The 20,123-nt window shown below is 64.7% G+C and carries 23 protein-coding genes; 13 read left to right on the top strand and 10 right to left on the bottom strand.

Annotation, left to right across the window (positions count from 1 at the left end):
- Positions 1 to 5: 5 nt before the first annotated feature.
- From ABD104_RS10840 to ABD104_RS10870, 7 genes are all read right to left on the bottom strand, one after another.
- Positions 6 to 515 carry a sigma-70 family RNA polymerase sigma factor gene (locus ABD104_RS10840; RefSeq protein ID WP_343927515.1) on the bottom strand — a complete coding sequence of 170 codons (510 nt, stop codon included), beginning with the start codon at positions 513 to 515 and terminating at the stop codon, positions 6 to 8.
- A 143-nt stretch (positions 516 to 658) separates the two neighbouring features.
- Positions 659 to 2,134: an aldehyde dehydrogenase family protein gene (locus ABD104_RS10845; RefSeq protein WP_343927516.1), complete on the bottom strand. Its 1,476-nt coding sequence runs from the start codon at positions 2,132 to 2,134 to the stop codon at positions 659 to 661.
- A complete protein-coding gene (locus ABD104_RS10850) occupies positions 2,131 to 2,901 on the bottom strand; it encodes an SDR family NAD(P)-dependent oxidoreductase (protein ID WP_343927517.1) in 771 nt (256 codons plus the stop codon). The genes ABD104_RS10845 and ABD104_RS10850 overlap by 4 nt, the downstream gene beginning before the upstream one ends.
- Positions 2,898 to 3,866, bottom strand: coding sequence for a tripartite tricarboxylate transporter substrate binding protein (locus tag ABD104_RS10855; RefSeq protein ID WP_343927518.1), 969 nt, complete (start codon positions 3,864 to 3,866; stop codon positions 2,898 to 2,900). Before ABD104_RS10855 ends, ABD104_RS10850 begins: the two co-directional genes overlap by 4 nt.
- A 108-nt stretch (positions 3,867 to 3,974) precedes the next feature.
- Positions 3,975 to 5,480 carry a carotenoid oxygenase family protein gene (locus ABD104_RS10860; protein ID WP_343927519.1) on the bottom strand — a complete coding sequence of 502 codons (1,506 nt, stop codon included), beginning with the start codon at positions 5,478 to 5,480 and terminating at the stop codon, positions 3,975 to 3,977.
- 245 nt (positions 5,481 to 5,725) lie between these two features.
- Complete coding sequence (gene dmpG / locus ABD104_RS10865) at positions 5,726 to 6,733, bottom strand: 4-hydroxy-2-oxovalerate aldolase (protein WP_087836748.1); 1,008 nt, start codon at positions 6,731 to 6,733, stop codon at positions 5,726 to 5,728.
- A gap of 10 nt (positions 6,734 to 6,743) precedes the next feature.
- Positions 6,744 to 7,694, bottom strand: coding sequence for an acetaldehyde dehydrogenase (acetylating) (locus tag ABD104_RS10870; protein ID WP_087836749.1), 951 nt, complete (start codon positions 7,692 to 7,694; stop codon positions 6,744 to 6,746).
- A 222-nt stretch (positions 7,695 to 7,916) separates the two neighbouring features.
- On the opposite strand from ABD104_RS10870, the gene ABD104_RS10875 reads away from it, so the two are divergent.
- Together ABD104_RS10875 and ABD104_RS10880 are read left to right on the top strand one after the other, a co-directional pair.
- Positions 7,917 to 9,137: a GGDEF domain-containing protein gene (locus ABD104_RS10875; RefSeq protein WP_279820815.1), complete on the top strand. Its 1,221-nt coding sequence runs from the start codon at positions 7,917 to 7,919 to the stop codon at positions 9,135 to 9,137.
- Complete coding sequence (locus tag ABD104_RS10880; protein ID WP_087836751.1) at positions 9,134 to 9,619, top strand: Lrp/AsnC family transcriptional regulator; 486 nt, start codon at positions 9,134 to 9,136, stop codon at positions 9,617 to 9,619. The genes ABD104_RS10875 and ABD104_RS10880 overlap by 4 nt, the downstream gene beginning before the upstream one ends.
- Before the next feature lie 4 nt (positions 9,620 to 9,623).
- Here ABD104_RS10880 and ABD104_RS10885 read toward each other — a convergent pair whose 3' ends face one another.
- Complete coding sequence (locus ABD104_RS10885; protein ID WP_420494818.1) at positions 9,624 to 10,223, bottom strand: hypothetical protein; 600 nt, start codon at positions 10,221 to 10,223, stop codon at positions 9,624 to 9,626.
- A 288-nt stretch (positions 10,224 to 10,511) separates the two neighbouring features.
- Between ABD104_RS10885 and ABD104_RS10890 the strand changes: the two genes are divergently transcribed.
- Positions 10,512 to 10,700 carry a hypothetical protein gene (locus ABD104_RS10890; protein WP_338616805.1) on the top strand — a complete coding sequence of 63 codons (189 nt, stop codon included), beginning with the start codon at positions 10,512 to 10,514 and terminating at the stop codon, positions 10,698 to 10,700.
- A 33-nt stretch (positions 10,701 to 10,733) separates the two neighbouring features.
- Here ABD104_RS10890 and ABD104_RS10895 read toward each other — a convergent pair whose 3' ends face one another.
- On the bottom strand, positions 10,734 to 11,603 hold the full coding sequence (locus ABD104_RS10895) for an alpha/beta fold hydrolase (protein WP_279820818.1): 870 nt from the start codon (positions 11,601 to 11,603) through the stop codon (positions 10,734 to 10,736).
- Positions 11,604 to 11,629: 26 nt separating this feature from the next.
- Positions 11,630 to 12,574: a 3-carboxyethylcatechol 2,3-dioxygenase gene (locus tag ABD104_RS10900; RefSeq protein ID WP_254914536.1), complete on the bottom strand. Its 945-nt coding sequence runs from the start codon at positions 12,572 to 12,574 to the stop codon at positions 11,630 to 11,632.
- A 150-nt stretch (positions 12,575 to 12,724) separates the two neighbouring features.
- Here ABD104_RS10900 and ABD104_RS10905 point away from each other — a divergent pair, with 150 nt between their 5' ends.
- The 10 genes from ABD104_RS10905 to ABD104_RS10950 all read left to right on the top strand — a co-directional run bounded on the left by ABD104_RS10905 (position 12,725) and on the right by ABD104_RS10950 (position 20,123).
- A complete protein-coding gene (locus ABD104_RS10905) occupies positions 12,725 to 13,993 on the top strand; it encodes an aromatic ring-hydroxylating oxygenase subunit alpha (protein ID WP_165963108.1) in 1,269 nt (422 codons plus the stop codon).
- A 21-nt stretch (positions 13,994 to 14,014) separates the two neighbouring features.
- Positions 14,015 to 14,497: an aromatic-ring-hydroxylating dioxygenase subunit beta gene (locus ABD104_RS10910; protein WP_087836755.1), complete on the top strand. Its 483-nt coding sequence runs from the start codon at positions 14,015 to 14,017 to the stop codon at positions 14,495 to 14,497.
- 48 nt (positions 14,498 to 14,545) lie between these two features.
- A complete protein-coding gene (locus ABD104_RS10915; protein ID WP_132979452.1) occupies positions 14,546 to 15,505 on the top strand; it encodes a Bug family tripartite tricarboxylate transporter substrate binding protein in 960 nt (319 codons plus the stop codon).
- A gap of 16 nt (positions 15,506 to 15,521) precedes the next feature.
- Positions 15,522 to 16,553, top strand: a complete 1,032-nt coding sequence (locus ABD104_RS10920; RefSeq protein ID WP_279820822.1) for an alcohol dehydrogenase catalytic domain-containing protein — start codon at positions 15,522 to 15,524, stop codon at positions 16,551 to 16,553.
- A 106-nt stretch (positions 16,554 to 16,659) separates the two neighbouring features.
- Positions 16,660 to 17,469 carry an IclR family transcriptional regulator domain-containing protein gene (locus tag ABD104_RS10925; RefSeq protein ID WP_087836758.1) on the top strand — a complete coding sequence of 270 codons (810 nt, stop codon included), beginning with the start codon at positions 16,660 to 16,662 and terminating at the stop codon, positions 17,467 to 17,469.
- Positions 17,470 to 17,558: 89 nt separating this feature from the next.
- A complete protein-coding gene (locus tag ABD104_RS10930) occupies positions 17,559 to 17,945 on the top strand; it encodes a COG4315 family predicted lipoprotein (RefSeq protein WP_279820824.1) in 387 nt (128 codons plus the stop codon).
- A 12-nt stretch (positions 17,946 to 17,957) separates the two neighbouring features.
- Positions 17,958 to 18,461 (top strand): sigma-70 family RNA polymerase sigma factor, encoded by a 504-nt coding sequence (locus tag ABD104_RS10935; protein WP_087836760.1) that lies wholly within the window; start codon positions 17,958 to 17,960, stop codon positions 18,459 to 18,461.
- A 4-nt stretch (positions 18,462 to 18,465) separates the two neighbouring features.
- Positions 18,466 to 19,245 carry an anti-sigma factor family protein gene (locus tag ABD104_RS10940; protein ID WP_087836761.1) on the top strand — a complete coding sequence of 260 codons (780 nt, stop codon included), beginning with the start codon at positions 18,466 to 18,468 and terminating at the stop codon, positions 19,243 to 19,245.
- A 96-nt stretch (positions 19,246 to 19,341) separates the two neighbouring features.
- Positions 19,342 to 19,623, top strand: coding sequence for a type II toxin-antitoxin system TacA family antitoxin (locus tag ABD104_RS10945; protein WP_087836762.1), 282 nt, complete (start codon positions 19,342 to 19,344; stop codon positions 19,621 to 19,623).
- On the top strand, positions 19,620 to 20,123 hold the full coding sequence (locus ABD104_RS10950) for a GNAT family N-acetyltransferase (RefSeq protein ID WP_087836763.1): 504 nt from the start codon (positions 19,620 to 19,622) through the stop codon (positions 20,121 to 20,123). The genes ABD104_RS10945 and ABD104_RS10950 overlap by 4 nt, the downstream gene beginning before the upstream one ends.

Here is a 20,123-nt window from a genome sequence, read left to right on the forward strand (position 1 = left end):
CCGCGCTAGGCGTACATCGCCATGTAGCAGCTCTGCAGCGCCTTGGACATCGTCCGCTTGACCACGTCTATGGACACTTCCATGCGGGCGGCCACCTCGGCATAGGCCAGGCCGTCGATCTGGGCCAGCAGGAAGATGCGGCGCGACCGGGCATCGAGTCGGTCGATCATGTCGCAGATCTGGTCGAGGACCTCGATGACCTCGGCCCGTTCCTGCGCGGAAGGCACCGTGGGTTCGGGGCGCTGCGCCAGGGCTTCGAGATACGCGGTCTCGAGCGCCGCGCGGCGATAGTGGCTGATGACCAGGCGCCCCGCGACGGTGGTCAGGTAGGCACGCGGTTCCTGCATGCCCGGCGCGACGCCCTTGCGCATCACGCGCTCGAAGGTGTCATGGGCAAGGTCGGCCGCGTGGTCCACGTTCCCACCCAGCCTGCGCCGCAGCAGGCCGACCAGCCAATCGCAGTGATCGCGATAAAGCGTGCCGACAGCCTGGCGAGAGATGAGTTCGGAAGACACCGGACGCGCGTTCCTGGAAGTATGGGCGACGAGGAAGTGGTTTAATCTAAATAAGAATCGATATCAAATATACACGTTTCTGCCGGTTGCAGCGAACTGCTAGGCAAAATCGCCTGGCAACTTAGCCGCTGGCGCGTCGAGCTTTACGAGACAGCAGGCACGGCAATGCTGACGGTCTTCTCCTGGGTAAACAGATTCCGGAACCCTTCGTAGCCTTCTCGACCCAGTCCCGAATTCTTGTAGCCGCCGAACGGCAGCCGCAAATCCACAGTCATCGAGGCGTTGACGAGAACCATGCCTGCCTGCAATCGTTCTGCCGCCCTGAGCGACTGGGAAAGATCATTGGTCCAGAGATAGGCAGCCAAGCCATAGTCGGAATCGTTCGCAACCAGTAGCGCCTGGTCGAAGCTTTCGACTACCTGCACCGTTGCCAACGGTCCGAACACCTCCTCGCGGCTCAAACGGCTTGCGTTCGATGTAGTGAGCACAACCGTCGGCTCGACGTAATAGCCGGCATCCAGGCCAGGTGGACGACCACCGCCAGTCAGGATCTCCAGCCCTTCCGACCGCGCCGATCCAAAGAATGAAGTCACTCGCTGCAAGTGGTTCAAATTCGCCAAGGGCCCTATCTCGGTATCCGGACTGAAGGGGCTTCCAACGCGTATCTGCTTGGCGCGCTCGATGAAGGCCTCGATGAACCGGGGGGCGATTTCCCTTTCAACCAGGATCCGCGAGCCAGCAAAGCATTGTTGGCCGTTGTTCGTAAAGATCGATGCTATCGCCCCCTTGACCGCGTCCTCGATATTCGCGGATGCGGAAATGATGTTTGCCGACTTTCCGCCGAGTTCGAGGTCGACACGAGTGAGTCCATGCGCCGCGGCAGCGGCGATATGCCGGCCTGTTTCCGTGCCCCCGGTGAAAGATATGGCGCGTACCAGCGGATGCTTGACCAAATGGTTGCCGGTGACGGAACCACGGCCGTTCACCAGATTCACGACGCCGGGCGGAAAGTCCGCTTCGACCGTGAGTTCCATGAAGCGCGCGATGGCAAGCGGGGTCTGCTCGGCGGTCTTTATCAGGCAGGTGTTTCCAAAAGCCAATGCCGCCGCGAGCTTGGTGGAAGCCAACGCGAGCGGCGCGTTCCAGGGGGAGATGAGGGCCACTGCCCCGATCGGCTCTCTGGCGACATACCGAAGAAAATTGGGATCGACTACCGAGGGGGCGCTATGCTGGCTCAGGGAGTCGGCATAGAAATTCAGATTCCGCACCACGCGCGGGATCTGAATATTCCGTAGGTAGCCCAAGGGAATTCCGGTGTTCAGGCACTCCAGCCATGCAAGCTCGTCGATATGGCCCTGCACGAGTTCCGCGAGTCGCCGCAGCGCCTGCTGTTTCTGCAAGACGCTCTTGCCGCTCCATCTGCGTTCAACGAATGCGCGATGCGCGGCCTCGACGGCCAACCCTGTCTCATGCTCGTCGGCCTCGCACAGCATGGCAATCTGGAAGCCGTTGGAGGGATCCACGACCGGCAACCGACATCCTGTGGGCGCTGTCCACCGACCATCGATGAAGCTCGTAACGAATTCGGGAACCCGCCACCGTGCGTTGTCCGAGGTCATGGCGCATATCCTCCGCCATTGACATGCAGAGTCTGCCCGGTGAGGTAGGCGGCGTCTGGTCCGAGCAGGAACAGTATGGGTCCCACGATATCGTCGGGCTCCCCGAGGCGTCGCAGAGGCACTGTGGCCACGAAGGCTTCGACGTCCAGGCCGCTCTTCTTTTCGAGCCGGCCTGTGCCGCCCTTGAGGAAGGGGGTATTGACGGCGCCCGGAGCAATGCCGTTCACGCGAACGCTCGGCGCCCATTCCGTGGCCAGCGCGCGCACGAGATTGATCACGCCCGCCTTTGCCGCCGCGTATGGCGCGTAGCCTTTGTGGGGAACACGCACCCCGAATGTCGACGAGATGAAGACGGCGGACGGCAGTTGCTTCGGCGCGGCAGAACGGGCCAACAGCGGCCCGGCCTTTCTGGCGACCAGAAAGGCCCCGGTCAGATTGGTCTGGAGGATGGCATTCCATTGAGAAATCGTCATGTCCACGGCATCTATGCGTTCACCTGTATATCCCGAGAGGTTGACAAGATGATCCAGGCCGGAATTCGACGACTGCAATTCTGAAAACGCGCGGTCAACGGATGCCTCGTCGGACACATCGCATGCCACATACCGTGCATGATCATGGAGCTTCGCATTGGAGATGGATCGATCCAGATCGAAGACCGTCACCTGGTAGCCGTCTTCGATCGCCCGTTCAACCAGCCTGGCACCGATTCCCCCGCAGCCGCCGACAACCAGCAGCTTGCGTGAACTCTCTCTATCCTGTCTCATCCCATCTTCCCATAGACGGCTGTGGTTTTCTGCCAAAGAATCGAATCGACCACGAGCCGCTTCTGAAGTTCTTCCCCCTTCGCGCCCCAAGGCTCGTTGGACTGCTCCCGATACCGTGCCCGGATCCGCTCCGCATTGACCACGGACTGGGCCAGGCGCTCAAGCTCCAGAAGCCTTGGCCGCTCAATCTTCGATGACGCATAGAGGCCTACGCCATATGTCCAATCGAGATCCTTGTACCCCAGCTCGGCGAATGTCGGTACCCGCGGAAGGAACTCGCTGCGGGCCGAGCCGATTACCGCAAGAGGCTGCAGCTTTTCTGCTCTGCTCATCTGCAAAGCAACGCCGGGCGCAACCATCCCCATTTGAATTTCCCCTGCGATCAGATCGGTAACCACCGGCGCCTCGCCTTTATAGGGAACGTGCACCATGTCCGAGCCGATCTGCCGCGCGAAGATCGCCTGAAGAATGTGCGTGCCGGTGCCGGCGCCATAAGAGCCGAAGGCCATTGGCCGGGTTTTGGCCAATGCCACGAATTCCTGGATATGTTTCACGCCCAGGCTCGCGGGCGCAACGACTACCAGCGGCGTAAGAACGATTCCCGTTATACCGACGAAGTCGGTCTTGGCGTCGTAGCTCGGCTGCACATTGAAGGCGGTGCTGCTCAACTGGGAGGTAACCGTCAGCAGCAACGTATTGCCGTCAGGTTCCGCCCTCAATACCGCTTCCGCGCCTATGGTCCCCGACGCTCCTGCGCGGTTGTCCACGATCACCGGGGCCCCGGTATTTTTGCCCATTTCTTCGGCGAAAACACGTGCAATCGCGTCGGCATTGCCGCCGGGCGGGAACGGAACGATCAGCCTCGTGGGCTTGCGCCGACTCAGGGCGCGGGCCACAGAAGGGAATGTCGCCGGCACGGCGGCCGACATGGCGGCGACCGTAGCCAGACGTCGTTTGATTTTCATTGTTTGTCTCCGCAATCGGCTCTGGTGAAGAGCTCTGATCTCGTGGCCGCCAACCTGCGGCGGCCGATGCTGCTCAAACCGGGCAGAACAGCACCTTCTTGGCAAGATTCAGGGAATCATTGCCGGATCCCGGAACTCGCCCGCGATGCGGTCGCCCTCGACCCAACACGCATGCACGCCCACCGAGATACGCTCGGGCAACACCACGGTGGCCACCGGCCCGCGCGAGATGTCGCTGGCGTCGAGAACCATCACCTCCGAGCGGTTTTTCAGCATGTCCGTGATGTAGACCAGCAGGTAGCCGTCGTCTTCCGCCTTGGCGCCGACGCGGCGCGCCATCTGCGGTTCGCTGCCGTAGCGGCCGGGCCCGTACTCGTAGCGCTGGGTCTGGCCGCTGGCGAGGTCGTAGCGCTTCAGGCCGCAGAACAGCCACTCGCCCGGTTCGTAGAGGATGTTGTAGCTGTAGCGGTAGGGGCGGCCCACATAGTCGTTGCTGACGACGGGGAATTCGGTGATCTCGTCGTCGATGTACTCCTCGGCAGTCTTGCCCGTGACCATGTTGAAGCGCCAGCGATGCATGCGCGTGGGGTTGTTGTGCTTGTCCAGCCGCGCCTTCATGCGCGCGTATACGTCGCCTCCCGCCGCCGTGCCTACCGGATGCATGACCGGCGTGGGCATGATGCAGCCGTCCATCACGACCTCATCGCCGTCTTCGTAGCAGTTCGCCAGGTGGAGGATGTGGCAGGGCGTGGCCTCGAACCAGCGAACGTCTTCCGGCGCGCCGAAGCGCGGGATGATGCCGAAGCGCGCCGGCACGTCGGGATGGAATGCCAGTTTGCGCACTCCCTTCTTGAGAAGATCGGGATCGAAGAACTGCGATGTGTCGTGCAGAATGGTGTAGTTTCGCGTGATGCCCAGGTCATGCGGCCAGCGCGCCCCCGGCAGTTCCACCGGCACGTAGTGCACCAGCTTGTTGTCGCGGCTGACCACGCCGTAGTGCATGTAGGGCCAGGTTTCCGGATAGTTGAAGAACATCATCTCGCCGGTCTCGGGATCGACCTTGTAGTGCGAACCTATACCGTGCGGGTTCAGCTTGCGCGCCCATTCTTCGTCGGGGCCCAGCGTCTCCAGCGTGATGGGGTCGAGCCGCCAGGGCTCGCTGCCCTGCGACATGGTGGCCAGGAGGCGGCCAGCGTGGCAAAGGATGTCGGTGCCGGCATTATCCTTCATCGCGCCGATCGCGCCCCAGCCTCGGCGCGACCCTTTTTCGGGTTCGAGCAGCCCGGTCCAGAGCGACTTCTTCGCTGCCTGTTCGGCCAGGAACCCCGTGGTGCGCACGAAGCGGTTGCGGTACGTGGCCCGGCCGTTCTCGAAATGCATCGCATGCAGCATGCCATCGCCATCGAACGGGTGATACAGGCCCATGGGCTCGTGAATCTGGTTGTGCGTGTTGCGGATGAAAATGCCATGCAGATCCCGCGGCAATTCACCGATCACCGGCAGCGTGTCGGTGTCGGCCAGATACTCGTTGAAATTGGGCGTGAACGGACCGTTGAGGAAAGGATGGTCTGTGGGCCGCAGCGTGCTCGGCACCGTTTCGAGAATGGTTTGCATGAAGCGTCTCGCGAAGGTCAAGGACTGTGCGAGAACTTTAGGATCGCTCGCCGGCGAAGGCGAATCCAACCCCAGGACGTCCCGAAATGCGGAACGGGATTCGCGCCAGGCCGGCAAAGCCCATCGAGCGCACGTAAAAAAGCCCGGGACGGACAACCATCCCAGGCTACCAAGAGCGCCCTTCGGCGCCACGCGCTGACTACCGCGAAGCACGGCGGCCGCCGCGGCGGCCTGCCGGCGATTGCTTACTTCTTCAGGTCCAGCGCCACGTCGACGATCATGTCTTCCTGGCCGCCCACCATTTTCCGGCGGCCCAGCTCGACCAGGATGTCCACGGTCTTCAGGTCGTACTTGGCGGCGGCGGCTTCGGCGTGGCGCAGGAAGCTGGAGTACACGCCGGCGTAGCCCAGGGCCAGGGTCTCGCGGTCGACGCGGACGGGGCGGTCCTGCAGCGGACGGACGATGTCGTCGGCGGCGTCCATGAGCTTGTACAGGTCGCAGCCGTGGTTCCAGCCCATGCGCTCGGCGGCGGCGATGAACACTTCCAGCGGCGCGTTGCCGGCGCCCGCGCCCATGCCGGCCAGGCTGGCGTCGATGCGGTCGCAGCCTTCTTCCACGGCGACGATGGAGTTGGCCACGCCCAGGCTCAGGTTGTGGTGGGCATGGATGCCGGTTTGCGTTTCGGGCTTGAGCACGTCCTTGAACGCGCGGAAGCGGTCGCGCACGTCGTTCATGTTCAGGGCGCCGCCCGAGTCGACGACGTAGACGCACGAGGCGCCGTAGCTTTCCATCAGCTTGGCCTGCTCGGCCAGCTTCTGGGGCGTGTTCATGTGACTCATCATCAGGAAGCCGACGGCGTCCATGCCCAGGTTGCGGGCGTATTCGATGTGCTGCTTGGAGACGTCGGCCTCGGTGCAGTGGGTGGCCACGCGCACCACGCGGGCGCCGGCGTCATAGGCGTTGCGCAGGTCGTGCACGGTGCCCACGCCGGGGATCAGCAGGGTGGCGACCTTGGCGTGCTTCAGGGTGTCGGCCACGGCCTCGATCCATTCGAGGTCGGTATGCGCGCCGAAGCCGTAGTTGAAGCTGGAGCCCGACAGGCCGTCGCCGTGAGCGACTTCCAGGCTGTCGACCTTGGCTTCGTCCAGCGCCTTGGCGATGTCGCGGACGTTCTTGATGCTGTACTGGTGGCGGATGGCGTGGCTGCCGTCGCGCAGCGTGACGTCGGAGATGTAGAGTTTCTTGTTGCTCATGGTGATGTCCTCAGGCGGCTTCGACCAGGTGGGTCTGCGCGAAGCGCTCGGCGCACGCCAGGGCGGCCGAAGTCATGATGTCCAGGTTGCCGGCGTAGGCGGGCAGGTAATGCGCGGCGCCTTCGACTTCCAGGAACACCGAGGTCTTCAGGCCGGACAGCTTGCCCAGGCCGGGAACGTTCAGCGGCGCGCTGGCGGGGATCTCGTCGAACTGCACGCGCTGCTTCAGGCGGTAGCCGGGCACGTAGCTCTGCACCTTGGCGACCATCTCGGCGATGCTTTCCTCGATGGCCTTGGTGTCGGCCATTTCCGACAGCGTGAACACGGTGTCGCGCATGATCAGCGGCGGCTCGGCCGGGTTCAGGATGATGATGGCCTTGCCGCGGGCGGCGCCGCCGATCACTTCGATGGCCTTGGAGGTGGTCTCGGTGAACTCGTCGATGTTGGCGCGCGTGCCGGGGCCCGCCGACTTGCTGGCGATGGACGCGATGATCTCGCCGTAGTGCACCTTGGCCACGCGCGAGACGGCCTTGACCATCGGAATGGTGGCCTGGCCGCCGCAGGTGACCATGTTGATGTTGGGCGAGTCGAGGTGCTCGTCGATGTTGATCGCGGGGATCACGTAGGGACCGATGGCGGCGGGCGTCAGGTCGATGACCTGCACGCCCTTGGCCTGCAGCAGTTCATTGTGGCGCTTGTGGGCGCCGGCCGAGGTCGCGTCGAAGGCAATGCGGATCTCGTTGAAATTGGGCATGGACAGGAGGCCGTCGATGCCGCCCGCCGTGGTGGGCACGCCCAGGCGCTCGGCGCGCGCCAGGCCGTCGGATTTCGGGTCGATGCCGACCATGGCGCCCATTTGCAGGTGCTTGCCATAGCGCATGATCTTGATCATCAGGTCGGTGCCGATGTTGCCCGAGCCGATGATCGCCACTTTGGATTTGTTGTCGTCTTGCCGCCCCATGAGCCGCTCCTGAGTGTGGTGATGCTGATACGGATTCGACCGATAGTATCTTCCAGCCGGACGGAAATAGCCTTGCTTTTTTTGGGCATTCCACCGCTCTTGAAAGAAGATTCTTCCTTCCAGAAGTCCTTTCAAGGAAGAAATCCCTAGACGGGCGCACGGGCACCCGAAAAGGCCCCGGAAACCCCATCAGGGGCTACACTGGCGGGGACAGACCCTCCCATGTCCCATACCGATACGCTCCTCGCGCTTTCCCACCCTCTCGTGGCGCTGCTGATCGCCGCGCTGCTGGGCGGCGCGTGGCGATTCATGGGGCGTCCCGCGCACCTGCTGTATTTCATCGGCGCCTTCGCCAGCTATGCGACGGCGCTGATCCTGCAGATCACGCTCTGGCCCGCCAACCTGACCGTCAACATCGCCGCGACGGGCGTGCTGTACGGCGCCGGGGCCTTCCTGTTCGCCGGCGGCATCGCGCAACTGGAACGCCAGCGCCTGCCATCCTGGCCGTCGGCGCTGATCCTGGCGGCCATGCTGGCCGTGCGCCTGTGGAGCATCCGCGATCCGGCCTGGTCCGGCCTGCGCATCGGCGCGCTGTACACGGCGGTGACCCTGCTGTTCCTGCTCGCGCTGTGGCGAATCCGGCATCTTGCGCGGGGGACGGCGCTGGAGCGGCTGCTGTTCGGCTTCCTGCTGCTGGGCATCCTGAGCCTGCTGCCCCGCGTCCTGCTGACCATGAACGCCAAGACCCTGGACTATGGCTACGACGGCGGCATGTACTGGGTGCTGACCCAGCTCAGCTTCTATCTTTTCAGCGTCGGCGCGGCGGTGCTGCTGGTGCTGTTGACGGCATTCCGCACCATCGCCCATTTCAGCCTGGTGTCCGAACGCGATGCGCTGACCGGCCTGCGCAACCGGAACAGCCTGCTCGATTTCCTGGCCAGGAGCCGCGGCACGGCGGAGCGCTACGGCCTCGTCATCCTGGACGCGGATCACTTCAAGCAGATCAACGACCACTACGGCCACCCCGTGGGCGACGCGGTGCTGCAGGCCATGGCGGGCGTCCTGGCGCAGCACGTGCGCAAAATGGACGCCCTGGGCCGCATAGGCGGCGAGGAGTTCATGCTGGTCCTGCCGGGGGCGACGCTGGAGGAAACCGAGCAGGCCGCGGTGCGGTTGCAGGCGGCCCTGGCACAGCACGATTTCTCTTCCATCGTGCCCGGGCTGCGCTGCACGGCCAGCTTCGGCATAGGCAGCTTCGAGGGGGACGTGCCTTTCGAAGCATCCTACGCCCACGTCGACCGGCTGCTGGCGCTGGCCAAGCGGCAGGGCCGCAACCGCATCGGCAAGGACGCCACCCAACCCGCCGAGGCGGTCGTCACGCAGGCAATGCCCCCGTTGGCTGCCTTTACAGGAGAAGATTCTTTTTCTACGATGAATCAATGAAAAAGAATGCTCCAACCGAATCCCTGGACCAGACCGACCTGCAGCTGATGCGCCACCTGCAGGAAGACGGCCGCCTGTCCAACGCCAAGCTGGCCCAGCGCGTGGCGCTGAGCGAGACCCCCTGCTGGCACCGGCTGCGCAAGCTGGAATCCGAAGGCTATATCCAGGGCTACCAGGCCATGCTGGACCGGCGCAAGCTGGGGCTGGGCGAACTGGCCTTCATCAGCCTGAATTTTTCGCCGCACACGGCGCAAGCCTTCGAGGCGCTGGAGCAACTGGTGGCGGCGAACGACCAGGTGCTGACCTGCCACCGCGTCACCGGCGAGGCCGACTTCGTGATGATGGTGGTGGCCGAGGACCTGGACTCGGTGCGCGACTTCATCGACAAGGTGCTGCGCACGCTGCCCAACGTGGCCACGGTGCGCACCAGCCTGTCGCTAAGGGAAGTGAAGTTCTCGAGCAAGCTGCCGCTGCCTGCGTGAAACTTCAGCCTCCGCGCAGTCGTGCCGCCGTGGCCTCGTCCGCCGGCTTGGCCAGCAGGCCGCCGCGGTCGTTGAACAACACTTCGTAGCGCGCGCCGTCGAACATGGGCATGAAGGTGGCGCTGCCGTACTCGGCATCGACGTAGGGCAGCCAGCGCGAGAATTCGCGTTTCAGCACCCACAGGTCTGGCAGGCGCCGGTCGTCGTCCAACGCGTACACGGTGCGCAGGACGCTGCGTTCGCGCTCGATGTCGTCATAGCGCCCGCCGATGCGGTCCAGGCGGTACAGCGAAGGCACCCCGGCCAGCGCCGCCGGCAGCCGCCAGCGCAGCACGCGCGCATCGATCTGCCACGCGTCGCCCGACAGCACGAACTGCCGCTCGCCCTGGGGCGCGCCGGCCGGCCCGGGCGGCAGCGCGACAGTGACGCGGTAGCGCTGCGGGCCTTCCTGCTTGAGCTCGATGGTGGCCACCTGCCGGTCTTCGAACAATTGCAGGTAGCGATGGACCGTGAAGGCCAGCAACCCCGAGACCAGGCTCAGGGCAACCAGCGCCAGGCCAAGCAGGCGCCGCAATGGCCGCAGCCCGCGCGACCCGAAGGCCATGCCGAGTCCGGGAACGGCAAGAATGACCGCCGCCACGGCGATCCAGAGAGAAGGGCTCAGCGCATCCACCCGGGGCCTCCATGTGTATTCCGGGCATCATGCTCGCACAAACCGGGGGAATGCGTATGTTACGGGTTACCACCGGAGGCTCCGGGCCGGGAGCGCCCGCTGGGGCTGGCCCTGGCTTTTCGAGGCCGTGGCGTTCATCCGCAGGACGACAGCGGGGCGTTGTCCACGATCCTGCGCGCCAGGGTCCCGGCTTCTTTCGCCAGCTGGTCGGGGTCGCAGATGCGGTTGATCGCCACCTTGAACGAGCAGATCAACGCGGTCCTGGGCGAAGCGGCCACCAAGCGGCGCATGCAGGAACTGGGCGTGGCGCCCAGCCCCGACACGCCCGAGGACATGGCGGCCTTCATGAACACCGAGGGGCGGCGGTGGCAGGCGACGGTGCAATCGGCGAACGTCAGCTTGCAATGACGAAAGAGGCGGCCCCGCGCCGCCCCTTCCTGCTCAGTCGTCCAGGAACTCCCGCACCATCCTATTGAACTTTTCAGCGTGCTCCCACTGCGCCCAGTGCCCGCAGCGGCTGAACACGTGCAGTTCGGCATCGGGCAGCCCCCACAGCAGCCGCAGCCCGACGTCCATGGGTACGAAGCGATCATCGCGCCCCCAGATGACCAGGGTCCGGGCCTTGATCTCTCCCAGGCGATGGCCCAGGTCCGGGTACTGCTTGGGATTCACTTCCGAACTCTTCACGAAATTCCGCAAATGCTCGCGACGGGCCAGCATGTTGTCCAGGCGCGCCTGGAACAATTCTTCCGTCAGGCTGCCGGGATCATAGACGAACACGTTCATCATGCGCTTGAGATTCTCGATGGTCGGATCGCGATACAGAGCGCCGATCAACTTGAGTCCCTCGGTGGGCATGGGCACGAATTGGCTGGGACCGCCGGTACCACCGCCCATCAGTACCAGCTTGCCGGTGCGCGCGGGATTGCTCAACGCGAAGGCTACCGCGCTGTGCGCTCCCATGGAGTTGCCAATGATGTGCGCCTTGTCCAGGCCAATGGCGTCCATCATGCCCTTGAGCGCCTGGGCATTGAGGTCCGAGCGCGAGCCGGTGCTGACGACGGGGTCGCTCTTGCTCCAGCCGGGGAAGTCCAGCAGGATGACCCGGTAGCCGGCCTCAACCAGCGGCTCGATATTGCGGTTGAAGTTGGCCCAGCCGCTGGCGCCCGGCCCCGCCCCATGCAGCATGACCACGGTCTCGCCGCCGCTGCCGACGTCGTTGTAGTGCAGTTGCAGCTTCTGGTCGCCAGTATCGATGCGGACGAACCTGCTGGTGGAGGCCTCGCTGAAGACGGGGGTTGGCGTGGACATGATGTCGATCTCCTCGGGTCGATGGGTCATTTGTCCTGCATGAACAGGATGCCGTAGCCGGCGATGAGTTCCGGGATGGCCTGGTAGTGCCTCAGCCCACAGGGCAGCGGCCGGGATGGCAGGGCCGCGCGGGCGACCAGCCAGGTCTTGGATTCATGGGCGGACAAGCCTGCCTCGCAGGCGATGGCATCTTCATTCCAGGCCGCCAGGGCTTGCAGGTCTCCCCCGGCCAGTGCGTCCATCCAGCGAGCATCCCACTCCGGGTTGAGCGGTTTCATGTCCGGCGCGCCGCCTGCCAGGGCCATACCAGCAGCCATCACGCGCGCGGTCTTGGCGTCACGCTCAGCGGACGTGGGCTCCTGCCGGACGATGATGCGTTCGCGCACCGCGGGATCGGGATGCGCCAGGGTCGGAACCGGCGGCTCGTGCGAAAGGCCGCCCGATCCGATCAGCAAGGTTCGACGCGGCAGCGCGTCCAGGAAGCGGCCAAGCTCCTGGCCCAGCTGCAAGCAACGGCGCAGACGTGGAATGCCCGGCTGGGCGACAGCGTTCAGGAACAAGGGGACGACCGGCGGTGTATCCAGGTCGCCCCACAGGAACTGCAACGCCTGCACGAAACCGTGGTCAACCTGCATGCGACGAGACAGCGCGATGTCGAAACCCGCATCCATCAAGTGATCCGCCAGTGCCAACACGGTGGATTCGTCGACATTCAGTGCGCCGGCCGGCGTCAGATAGTCGCCCACCGAGCGCGCAGCGCTGCCCAGGCAGAACGGCGGCATTAATTCATTGAAGAAGCCGTTGTAGTGATCGGGCCCGGCCAGCACCACCAGCTGAGGATCGAAGGCGCGCACCAGTTCGCGGGCCTGGGCGATGGCCGCATCCAGCGTCCTCTGGACATCGCTGGCCAGCGGGTTCAATCCGAACAACGGGGTGTGCGACATCCCAAGGAAAGCTCGCGTCGCAGTCACTCGATCACCTCATGCTTTATCCGCAAAGCCTGGACTTTAAGGACTCGAAGCGCCCATAGGGGTGCACATTGTGCACCTTCGTGCACGTGATCGTTGATGTCCGCAACAGCCACCCATAGGATGCGCCGGTCCAGAAGTAGGAGTAGAAATATGAATGTCCGGCTGGAATCCCGTCCGTTCGCCAGCATGGTGGACGAACAGCCCAACGAGTTCCGCGTCGCCACCGCGGCGTACCGCGGTCCGGAGATCTTCGAGCAAGAAATGGAGAAGATTTTCTACCGGACCTGGATCTACCTTTGCCATGAAAGCGAAATCGCCGAGCCCGGCGATTTCAAGTCGACCCAGATCGGGACACGGCCGGTCGTCGTCGCGCGCGGCCGCGAAGGTGGCGTGCACGCGTTCCTGAATGCCTGTGCGCACCGCGGCGCCACGCTGTGCCGCGAGGAAAAGGGCAATACCCGGTCTTTCGTCTGCCCGTATCACGGCTGGTCTTTCCGTCCGTCGGGCGAACTGCTCGGTATTCCGGACGAAGCGCGCTATCCGACTGGCTTCGACAAATCCGACAAGAACCTCAGGCCCGTTCCCCGCATCGCATCCTACGGAGGCCTGATCTTCGGCTCCTTCAATCCTGGCGTGGAAGACCTGGAGACATTCCTGGGCGGTGCCCGGCGGCACATCGACATCTGGCTCAAGCGCGCCGCAGGCAGCCGCTACCGCCTGGCCACTTCGCACAAGTACGGCTTCAACGGCAACTGGAAATTCCAAGCCGAGAACGTCCACGACGGCTACCATCCGGGCTTCGTCCACAAGTCGGCGTTCAATACGGTACGCAAATTCGACGGATCGTTCGAGAACCGGGAACTCAAGGCTTCGGTGCGCCAGCAAGGCCACACGCGAGGCTATCCCGAAGGGCACGGCACGCTGGAGGCGGGGGCACCGCTGGAGTCGGGCGGGATCGATCCGCGCGTGCGGCAGGCCTACAACGACCAGTTGAAGACCTTGTACGGCGAGGATGAGACCGCCGAGATCCTGACCAACCGTCAATTCCTGATCTTCCCCAACCTGGTGATCTTCGATTTCAACATTCGCGTGGTCCAGCCCATCGCGCACGATCGAACCGAGGTCTATTCCTATCCGGTGATGATCGAGGACGCGCATGAGCAGCTCAATGCCAATCGCATGCTGGACGCCCAGACCAGGGTGGGTACGGCGGGCATCCTGTCGGCCGACGATATCGATGTGTTCGCGGGTAACCAGAACGCGCTGAAGGCCAACTGCTTCGACTGGATCACACTCAGCCGCGGGCTGGACAAGGAGGAGATCCTGCCGTGCGGCGAGCACGTCGGCGTCTATAGCGACGAAACGCCTCAGCGCGCGTTCTGGCGTGCCTGGCGCTCGAAGATGGCATCAGCCCGCTGAACAATCCCGCCCGGAGCATCCATGTCCCATCCCATCCATCGACTCATACATCAAGAAGCGCGTCTGCTGGACGAGGGCCGGCTCGACGACTGGCTCGCGCTGTACGCCGACGACGCCACCTATTGGGTGCCGATCGACGAACACGCCGACCCGTTGAAGGATTCATCGGTCATCTACGACGACCGCCTGCGCCTGGCCATGCGCGTCGAGCAGATCATGCGCCAATCCCGCGTGGCGCAGTCGCCGGCATCCAATACCTTGCGCATGATCACCAACGTGGACGTGGCCGAGAACGGCGACCTGGCCTCCGCGACATTCGCCCTGCTGCTGACTGAAGTGCGTTCTGGCGACTGGCGCCAGAACGGCCTCGGAGAAACCCGGCTCTTTCCCGCCCATTGCACGATGACGTGCAGCCGGACCGCGGACGGCTGGAAGATCCAGCACAAGAAGATCGTGCTGCTGCATCGCAGACAGCCGATCGTGGGCCTGTCGTTCATCATCTAGCGGCCTGGCCGCGCGGAGTGCCCTCGGGCTCCCATATCAGGAGACATCATGAAAAACTTCGTTCCCCACCTGGCCGCTGCACTGCTGCCCATGGCCGGACTGTCGGCTCACGCCGCCGGCTACCCCGACAAACCGGTGACCATCGTGGTGCCGTTCGCACCCGGAGGTTCATCCGACAGCGCCACGCGCACCCTGGCCGAACAACTGAGCCAGAAGTGGAAAAAGCCCGTGGTGGTCGAGAACAAGCCGGGCGCCTACGGCAGCATCGGTGCCGGCCATGCGGCTCGTGCAGCCGCCGACGGCTATACCATCCTGCTGGCCTCGGTATCGGTCGGCACCATCAACCTGTTCCTCAAGAACCCGGGCTTCGATCCCGTGAAGGACCTCACGCCGGTCACGCTGGTGGCCCGCGGAGACTACGTACTCGCGGTCAACAAGATGCTGCCGGTGAACAACATGAAGGAACTGGCCGAGTATGCCCGGGCCCACCCCGACAAAGTCAACCACGGTGCCTTCGGCAGCGGCTCCATGCTGGCCTTCGAACAGTTCTCGGAGTCCATGAACTTCAAGGCGCAAAACGTCAACTATCGCGGCGAGGCGATGTCGCTCAACGCCTTGATGGCAGGCGATGTCCAGGTCATGCTTGCGACGCTGAGCGCCGCACGCCCATTCATCGAGGCCGGCCGGGTCCGTCCGCTGGCCATCCTGGCACGCGAGCGCTCGCCCATCGCCCCGGGCGTGCCCTCGGCGGACGAAAGCGGAGGTCGAGGCTTCTACGTCGACTTCTGGTTCGGTTTCATGGTACCCAACGGCACGCCCGACGCCGTCAGGAAGCAGATTGCCGCCGACACCGCGGACATCCTGAAGAAGGACGACGTCCGGAAGAAGCTGTACTCGCTCGGCCTCGTCGCCACCTCGTCCACCCCCGACGAGTTCGGCAAACTGATCCAGTTCGAATCGACCCGCTGGATAGAGACTGCCCGGCGCACCGGCCTGCAGGCGGAATGAACGGCAGGAGCGAGCAATGCTGTCTTTGAATAAGATACAGCCAGGCCTGAACGGGCTGGCAGTGCTGGACCGGGACGTACGCGCGCCGGATGCAGGCGAGATGCTGGTCAAGGTGCACGCAGCGGGCGTCTGCGGCACGGACATGCAGCTCTATGGTGGCGCCGGCGCATTCGCCCAGCGGCTGAAATTTCCCACCGTCCTTGGCCACGAGATGTGCGGAACGGTGGTCGAGACCGGCGCCGGTGTCGTCCACGTCAAGGTGGGTGACCTGGTCAGCCTGGAAAGCCACATTCCCTGCTGGACCTGCCGCGCCTGCCGCACCGGCCGCGCCCATGTCTGCCCCCACACGCGCTATCCCGGCATCGACATCGATGGCACCTTCGCCGAGTACGTCACGGTGCCGGCCGCGATTGCATGGGTCAACCCGCCAGACGTATCCCGCGAAAAGGCCGCGCTGTTGGAACCTCTGGGCATCGCCGTCCATGCCACGCTGGAGGGTGGCGGAGTTTCTGGCCGCGCAGTGGCGGTAAACGGCTGCGGCCCCATCGGCCTGATGAACGTCGCGGTCGCACGCTACTTCGGCGCACACACGGTGATTGCGGTCGATCCGAATCCAAAGCGGCGAGAGGCCGCGCTGCGCATGGGCGCGGACCGTGCCATCAATCCAGCCGCCGAGTCCGCGGCCACGGCCGTACGAGACATGACCCGGGGAGAAGGGGCGGACGTCGTGATCGAGTACACGGGTCACCCCGATGGTGTGCACAATTGCTTCGCCATGGTGGGCATGCTGGGCGAAGTGCGCTGGTGCGCGACCCCTGGCAGGTCGATGGAGTTCGATTTCGGCGCATGGCGCAAGAGTCGCCCCACCATCCGCAACATCCACGGCCGCAGGCTGTGGGAAACGTGGGAGGCCGCCGCGCCGCTCGTCTACGGAAACCGGATAGACCTGGACCCCGTCATCAGCCATCGAATTCCCCTGGCCGAGGCACCTCGCGCCTTCGAGCTGATCCTGGCGGGCCAGGCGGTCAAGCCGCTCATCCTGTGCTGAAAGCAGGCGCTTGCCCTTGACCGCGGGGTCACGCCGGTCGGCCCGGGACCGGACGCCATCTATCGTAAGATCGACGCATCGTTCCCCGATCACGAAATCTGCACAGATGGCGCGAAACCTCGACGGCGGCTACCGGCTCTGCCAATCTCTGGTGAAGGGCCTGGACATCCTGGCTGCGCTCAACCGCAGTTCCGGCGGCTCGGCCTCCATCGCCGAACTGACCCGCACCACCGGCATGCACCGGACCACCATCAAGCGCCTTCTGGAGACGCTGCGCGAGGCCGGCTATCTGGAATGGGACCCGGCCACGAACCTGTACCGGCTGACATTCCGGGTGCACCAGTTGAGCTATGGGTTTCGTGACAACGTCGCGATCACCGAAGTCGCCTGGCCCATGATGCGCGCGTTATCCAGAGCCATCGTCTGGCCCTGCTCCATCGTGTCGCTGGAAGGCGATGAGATGATCGTTCGGGCATCCACGCGCTCATACAGCCCTCTGTCCTTTCATCCCGGCATGCCCGGCCGCCGGCTACCCATCCTGACCACCGCTGCCGGCCGCGCCTACCTGGCTTACGCACAGCTGGAAGAACTGGCAGCCATCCTGGACCTGCTGCAGGGCCGGACCGACGACTACGCCAGGCTGGCGGCCGACGACCGTTTCGTCCAGACGCTGATCGCCCAGACCCGTGAGCGCGGCTATGCCTTGAACCAGGGCGAATGGACGGACGAGCCGAAATTCGGCGGCGTCGCGGTGCCACTGCGCTTCCAGGATCGGGCCGTGTCCTCGCTGAACGTGATCTTCCTGTCGCGGGGAGTGAAGGACGACGCGGCGCGACGCAAGATCGTGGACCATCTGTTCGAAGCGCAAAGGGAAATCGAGGAACGATTCGCGGCGCATAGGCAGCAGATGGGCTAGGCGGCGAAATTTTCCGCCAAAGGGAATATTGGACGGCCCGCCCCCGTATACCGTTCAAGCACCCTTCATCAACCACCAAGGAGTATCCCATGGTAGCCAGGAAAACATCGCTTCTGCCCTCCCTGCTGCTGGCAACGGCGGCCCTGTTCGGCGCGTCGGCCGCGCAGGCGGCCCCCGCCCAGGCGAAGGACGGCGTGCGGGCCGGCGGCAACGGCATGACGCTCTACGTGTTCGACAAGGACGTCGCCGGCAGCGGCAAGAGCGTGTGCAACGGCCCGTGCGCGACCAACTGGCCACCGCTGATGGCTACGGCCTCGGACAAGGCCGAGGGCGACTACACGGTCATCACGCGCGACGACGGCAAGGCCCAGTGGGCGTACAAGGGCAAGCCGCTGTACTTCTGGGTCAAGGACCAGAAGCCGGGCGACAAGACCGGCGACGGCGTCAACAACGTCTGGCACGTCGCCAAGCCCTGACCTGACCGGCCCATGGACAGCCGCGCGGTGACCGCCCTGCTTCCGCGTCTGCGGCGCTATGCCCGCGCGCTGGCGGGCGATCGCGCGGCGGCCGACGATCTCGTGCAGGACACCCTGGAACGCGCGTGGGCGCGCCTGCACACGTGGCACATCGGGCGCGACCTGGGCGCGTGGCTGCTGTCCATCATGCACAACCTGCGCGTGGACCAGTTGCGGGGACAGCGGTTGAACACCGTGCCGTGGAACGAAGCCCTGGACGACATGCCGTCGCGGCCCACGCAGGCGGACGGCATCGAGCTCGAGGACCTGGAGCATGCGCTGGCGCAGTTGCCGGAGGAACAGCGGGCGGTCCTGCTGCTGGTCGCGCTGGAAGGCATGCGCTACACGGAGGTCGCGGACACTCTGGGCATCCCGCTGGGGACCGTCATGTCCCGGCTGTCGCGGGGGCGGGAGCGCCTGCGGCAGATCCTGGACGGACAGCCGCCCGCGGCCGGAACACTGCGGATGATCAAGTGAAACCATGATGCCCATCACCGAAGCCGATCTGCATGCCTACGTCGACGGCGAGCTGTCGCCCGCGCGGCGGGCCGACGTGGGGGCCCATCTGGCCGCCCATCCGGACGCCGCCGTGCGCGTGCGGGCCTGGCAGGAACAGAAGCGCGCGCTGCAACGGCTGTTCGAGCCGGTACTGGACGAACCGATCCCGCCCGCGCTGGAAGCCGCGGCGGTCCCGCCAGGCGCCCGGCGCAGTCGCCCGCCGTGGCCCGCCCTGCGCATTGCCGCCGGCCTCATGCTGGCCCTGCTGGGCGGCATGGCGGGCTGGTGGGGACACGGCCGCTACCAGGCCTCGGCCCTGGCCGACGCGCGGCCGTCGTTGCCCCAGCAGGCCGCCATCGCCCACGCAGTCTATAGTCCGGACGTGCGCCGGCCGGTCGAGATCGGCGCGGACCAGGAAGCCCAGCTCGTCACCTGGCTGTCGCGGCGGTTGGGCCGGGACGTGCGGGCGCCCAAGCTGGGCGGCCTGGGCTTTGAACTGGTCGGCGGCCGCCTGCTGCCCGGCAGCGAAGGCCCCGTGGCCCAGTTCATGTACCAGGACGCCGGCGGGCAGCGCCTGACCCTGTACGTCAGCACCGAGCGCGACGGCAATCCGGACACGGCCTTCCGCTTCGCGCGCGAGGGCGGCATCAATGTCTTCTACTGGATAGACGGGCCCTTCGGCTATGCGCTGTCGGCGGGGGTTTCCAAGGACGAGCTGGCGCGGGTGGCGTCGGCCGTGTACGACCAGTTGGATAAGCGGTAGGTATCGCGGGCTGTTGCCAGGGCATGCCGATTCAAGCATCCCTACTTTTGATTTGTACGGCAATTTGCCGTATGATCGAAATAGGAGGACAGCACCATGTCTACAGCCGTTTCCACCGCTCGTCTCGAAGCTCGAATCAGTACCGACCTGCATTCGATGCTCAAACGCGCCGCCGAACTCCAGGGCAGGACCATGACTGATTTCATCGTTGCCGCGGTTCAGGATGCCGCTCAGCGGGCTATCGAACAGGCCGAGGTCATTCGTTTGTCGCTGGCCGACCAAGAGTGTTTTGCTCAGGCTTTGATGGAGCCCCCGCCCCCCACCCCGGCCTTGAAGCGCGCAATGGCTCGTCGCCGCAAACTCTTGCGTGCTGAATGAGGAATGCGCCTTTCCTGGTCGGATCCCTCGATGCGACTCATGACCGTACAGCATTCAATTGCGATTCGGAGCCTCTGAATCGCTACCTGCGAGAACAAGTGTCGCAGGATGTCCGCCGCCGAGTGGCGGCCTGTTTCGTGGCCATGGCCGATGGGCAGCGCATCGCGGGCTACTACACATTGGCCTCGGCCAGTCTGCTGCTGACGGATCTGCCAGCTAGTGTCGGCAAGAAACTGCCCCGCTATCCGACCGTACCCGCCGTTCGCATGGGACGCCTGGCCGTGGATCAGACATTCAAGGGCCAGGGCCTAGGCGGCGCGCTGCTAGCCGATGCGCTTGACCGGGCCGCCCGTTCGGAAGTCGCCGCCTACGCGCTGATGGTGGACGCCAAGGACGAGGCAGCGGCGGCTTTCTACCGATACCATGGATTCATCGCTTTGCCGGACTCGCCGCGCACACTCTTCCTGCCACTGGCTACCGTACGTACGTCCCGAAGCTGA

The sequence above is a fragment of the Pigmentiphaga daeguensis genome, assembly GCF_039523035.1.
Taxonomy (GTDB): domain Bacteria; phylum Pseudomonadota; class Gammaproteobacteria; order Burkholderiales; family Burkholderiaceae_B; genus Pigmentiphaga; species Pigmentiphaga daeguensis.

Bases quoted from the DNA above. Each gene is read 5' to 3' on its own strand.
- ABD104_RS10885 (WP_420494818.1), bottom strand. From the start codon at position 10,223: ATGGCCTTCGGGTCGCGCGGGCTGCGGCCATTGCGGCGCCTGCTTGGC.
- ABD104_RS10940 (WP_087836761.1), top strand. From the start codon at position 18,466: ATGATGCCCATCACCGAAGCCGATCTGCATGCCTACGTCGACGGCGAG.
- dmpG (WP_087836748.1), bottom strand. From the start codon at position 6,733: ATGAGCAACAAGAAACTCTACATCTCCGACGTCACGCTGCGCGACGGC.
- ABD104_RS10945 (WP_087836762.1), top strand. From the start codon at position 19,342: ATGTCTACAGCCGTTTCCACCGCTCGTCTCGAAGCTCGAATCAGTACC.
- ABD104_RS10890 (WP_338616805.1), top strand. From the start codon at position 10,512: ATGCGGTTGATCGCCACCTTGAACGAGCAGATCAACGCGGTCCTGGGC.
- ABD104_RS10950 (WP_087836763.1), top strand. From the start codon at position 19,620: ATGAGGAATGCGCCTTTCCTGGTCGGATCCCTCGATGCGACTCATGAC.
- ABD104_RS10895 (WP_279820818.1), bottom strand. From the start codon at position 11,603: ATGTCCACGCCAACCCCCGTCTTCAGCGAGGCCTCCACCAGCAGGTTC.
- ABD104_RS10920 (WP_279820822.1), top strand. From the start codon at position 15,522: ATGCTGTCTTTGAATAAGATACAGCCAGGCCTGAACGGGCTGGCAGTG.
- ABD104_RS10875 (WP_279820815.1), top strand. From the start codon at position 7,917: ATGTCCCATACCGATACGCTCCTCGCGCTTTCCCACCCTCTCGTGGCG.
- ABD104_RS10925 (WP_087836758.1), top strand. From the start codon at position 16,660: ATGGCGCGAAACCTCGACGGCGGCTACCGGCTCTGCCAATCTCTGGTG.
- ABD104_RS10905 (WP_165963108.1), top strand. From the start codon at position 12,725: ATGAATGTCCGGCTGGAATCCCGTCCGTTCGCCAGCATGGTGGACGAA.
- ABD104_RS10910 (WP_087836755.1), top strand. From the start codon at position 14,015: ATGTCCCATCCCATCCATCGACTCATACATCAAGAAGCGCGTCTGCTG.
- ABD104_RS10870 (WP_087836749.1), bottom strand. From the start codon at position 7,694: ATGGGGCGGCAAGACGACAACAAATCCAAAGTGGCGATCATCGGCTCG.
- ABD104_RS10935 (WP_087836760.1), top strand. From the start codon at position 17,958: ATGGACAGCCGCGCGGTGACCGCCCTGCTTCCGCGTCTGCGGCGCTAT.
- ABD104_RS10860 (WP_343927519.1), bottom strand. From the start codon at position 5,480: ATGCAAACCATTCTCGAAACGGTGCCGAGCACGCTGCGGCCCACAGAC.
- ABD104_RS10855 (WP_343927518.1), bottom strand. From the start codon at position 3,866: ATGAAAATCAAACGACGTCTGGCTACGGTCGCCGCCATGTCGGCCGCC.
- ABD104_RS10915 (WP_132979452.1), top strand. From the start codon at position 14,546: ATGAAAAACTTCGTTCCCCACCTGGCCGCTGCACTGCTGCCCATGGCC.
- ABD104_RS10845 (WP_343927516.1), bottom strand. From the start codon at position 2,134: ATGACCTCGGACAACGCACGGTGGCGGGTTCCCGAATTCGTTACGAGC.
- ABD104_RS10880 (WP_087836751.1), top strand. From the start codon at position 9,134: ATGAAAAAGAATGCTCCAACCGAATCCCTGGACCAGACCGACCTGCAG.
- ABD104_RS10850 (WP_343927517.1), bottom strand. From the start codon at position 2,901: ATGAGACAGGATAGAGAGAGTTCACGCAAGCTGCTGGTTGTCGGCGGC.
- ABD104_RS10930 (WP_279820824.1), top strand. From the start codon at position 17,559: ATGGTAGCCAGGAAAACATCGCTTCTGCCCTCCCTGCTGCTGGCAACG.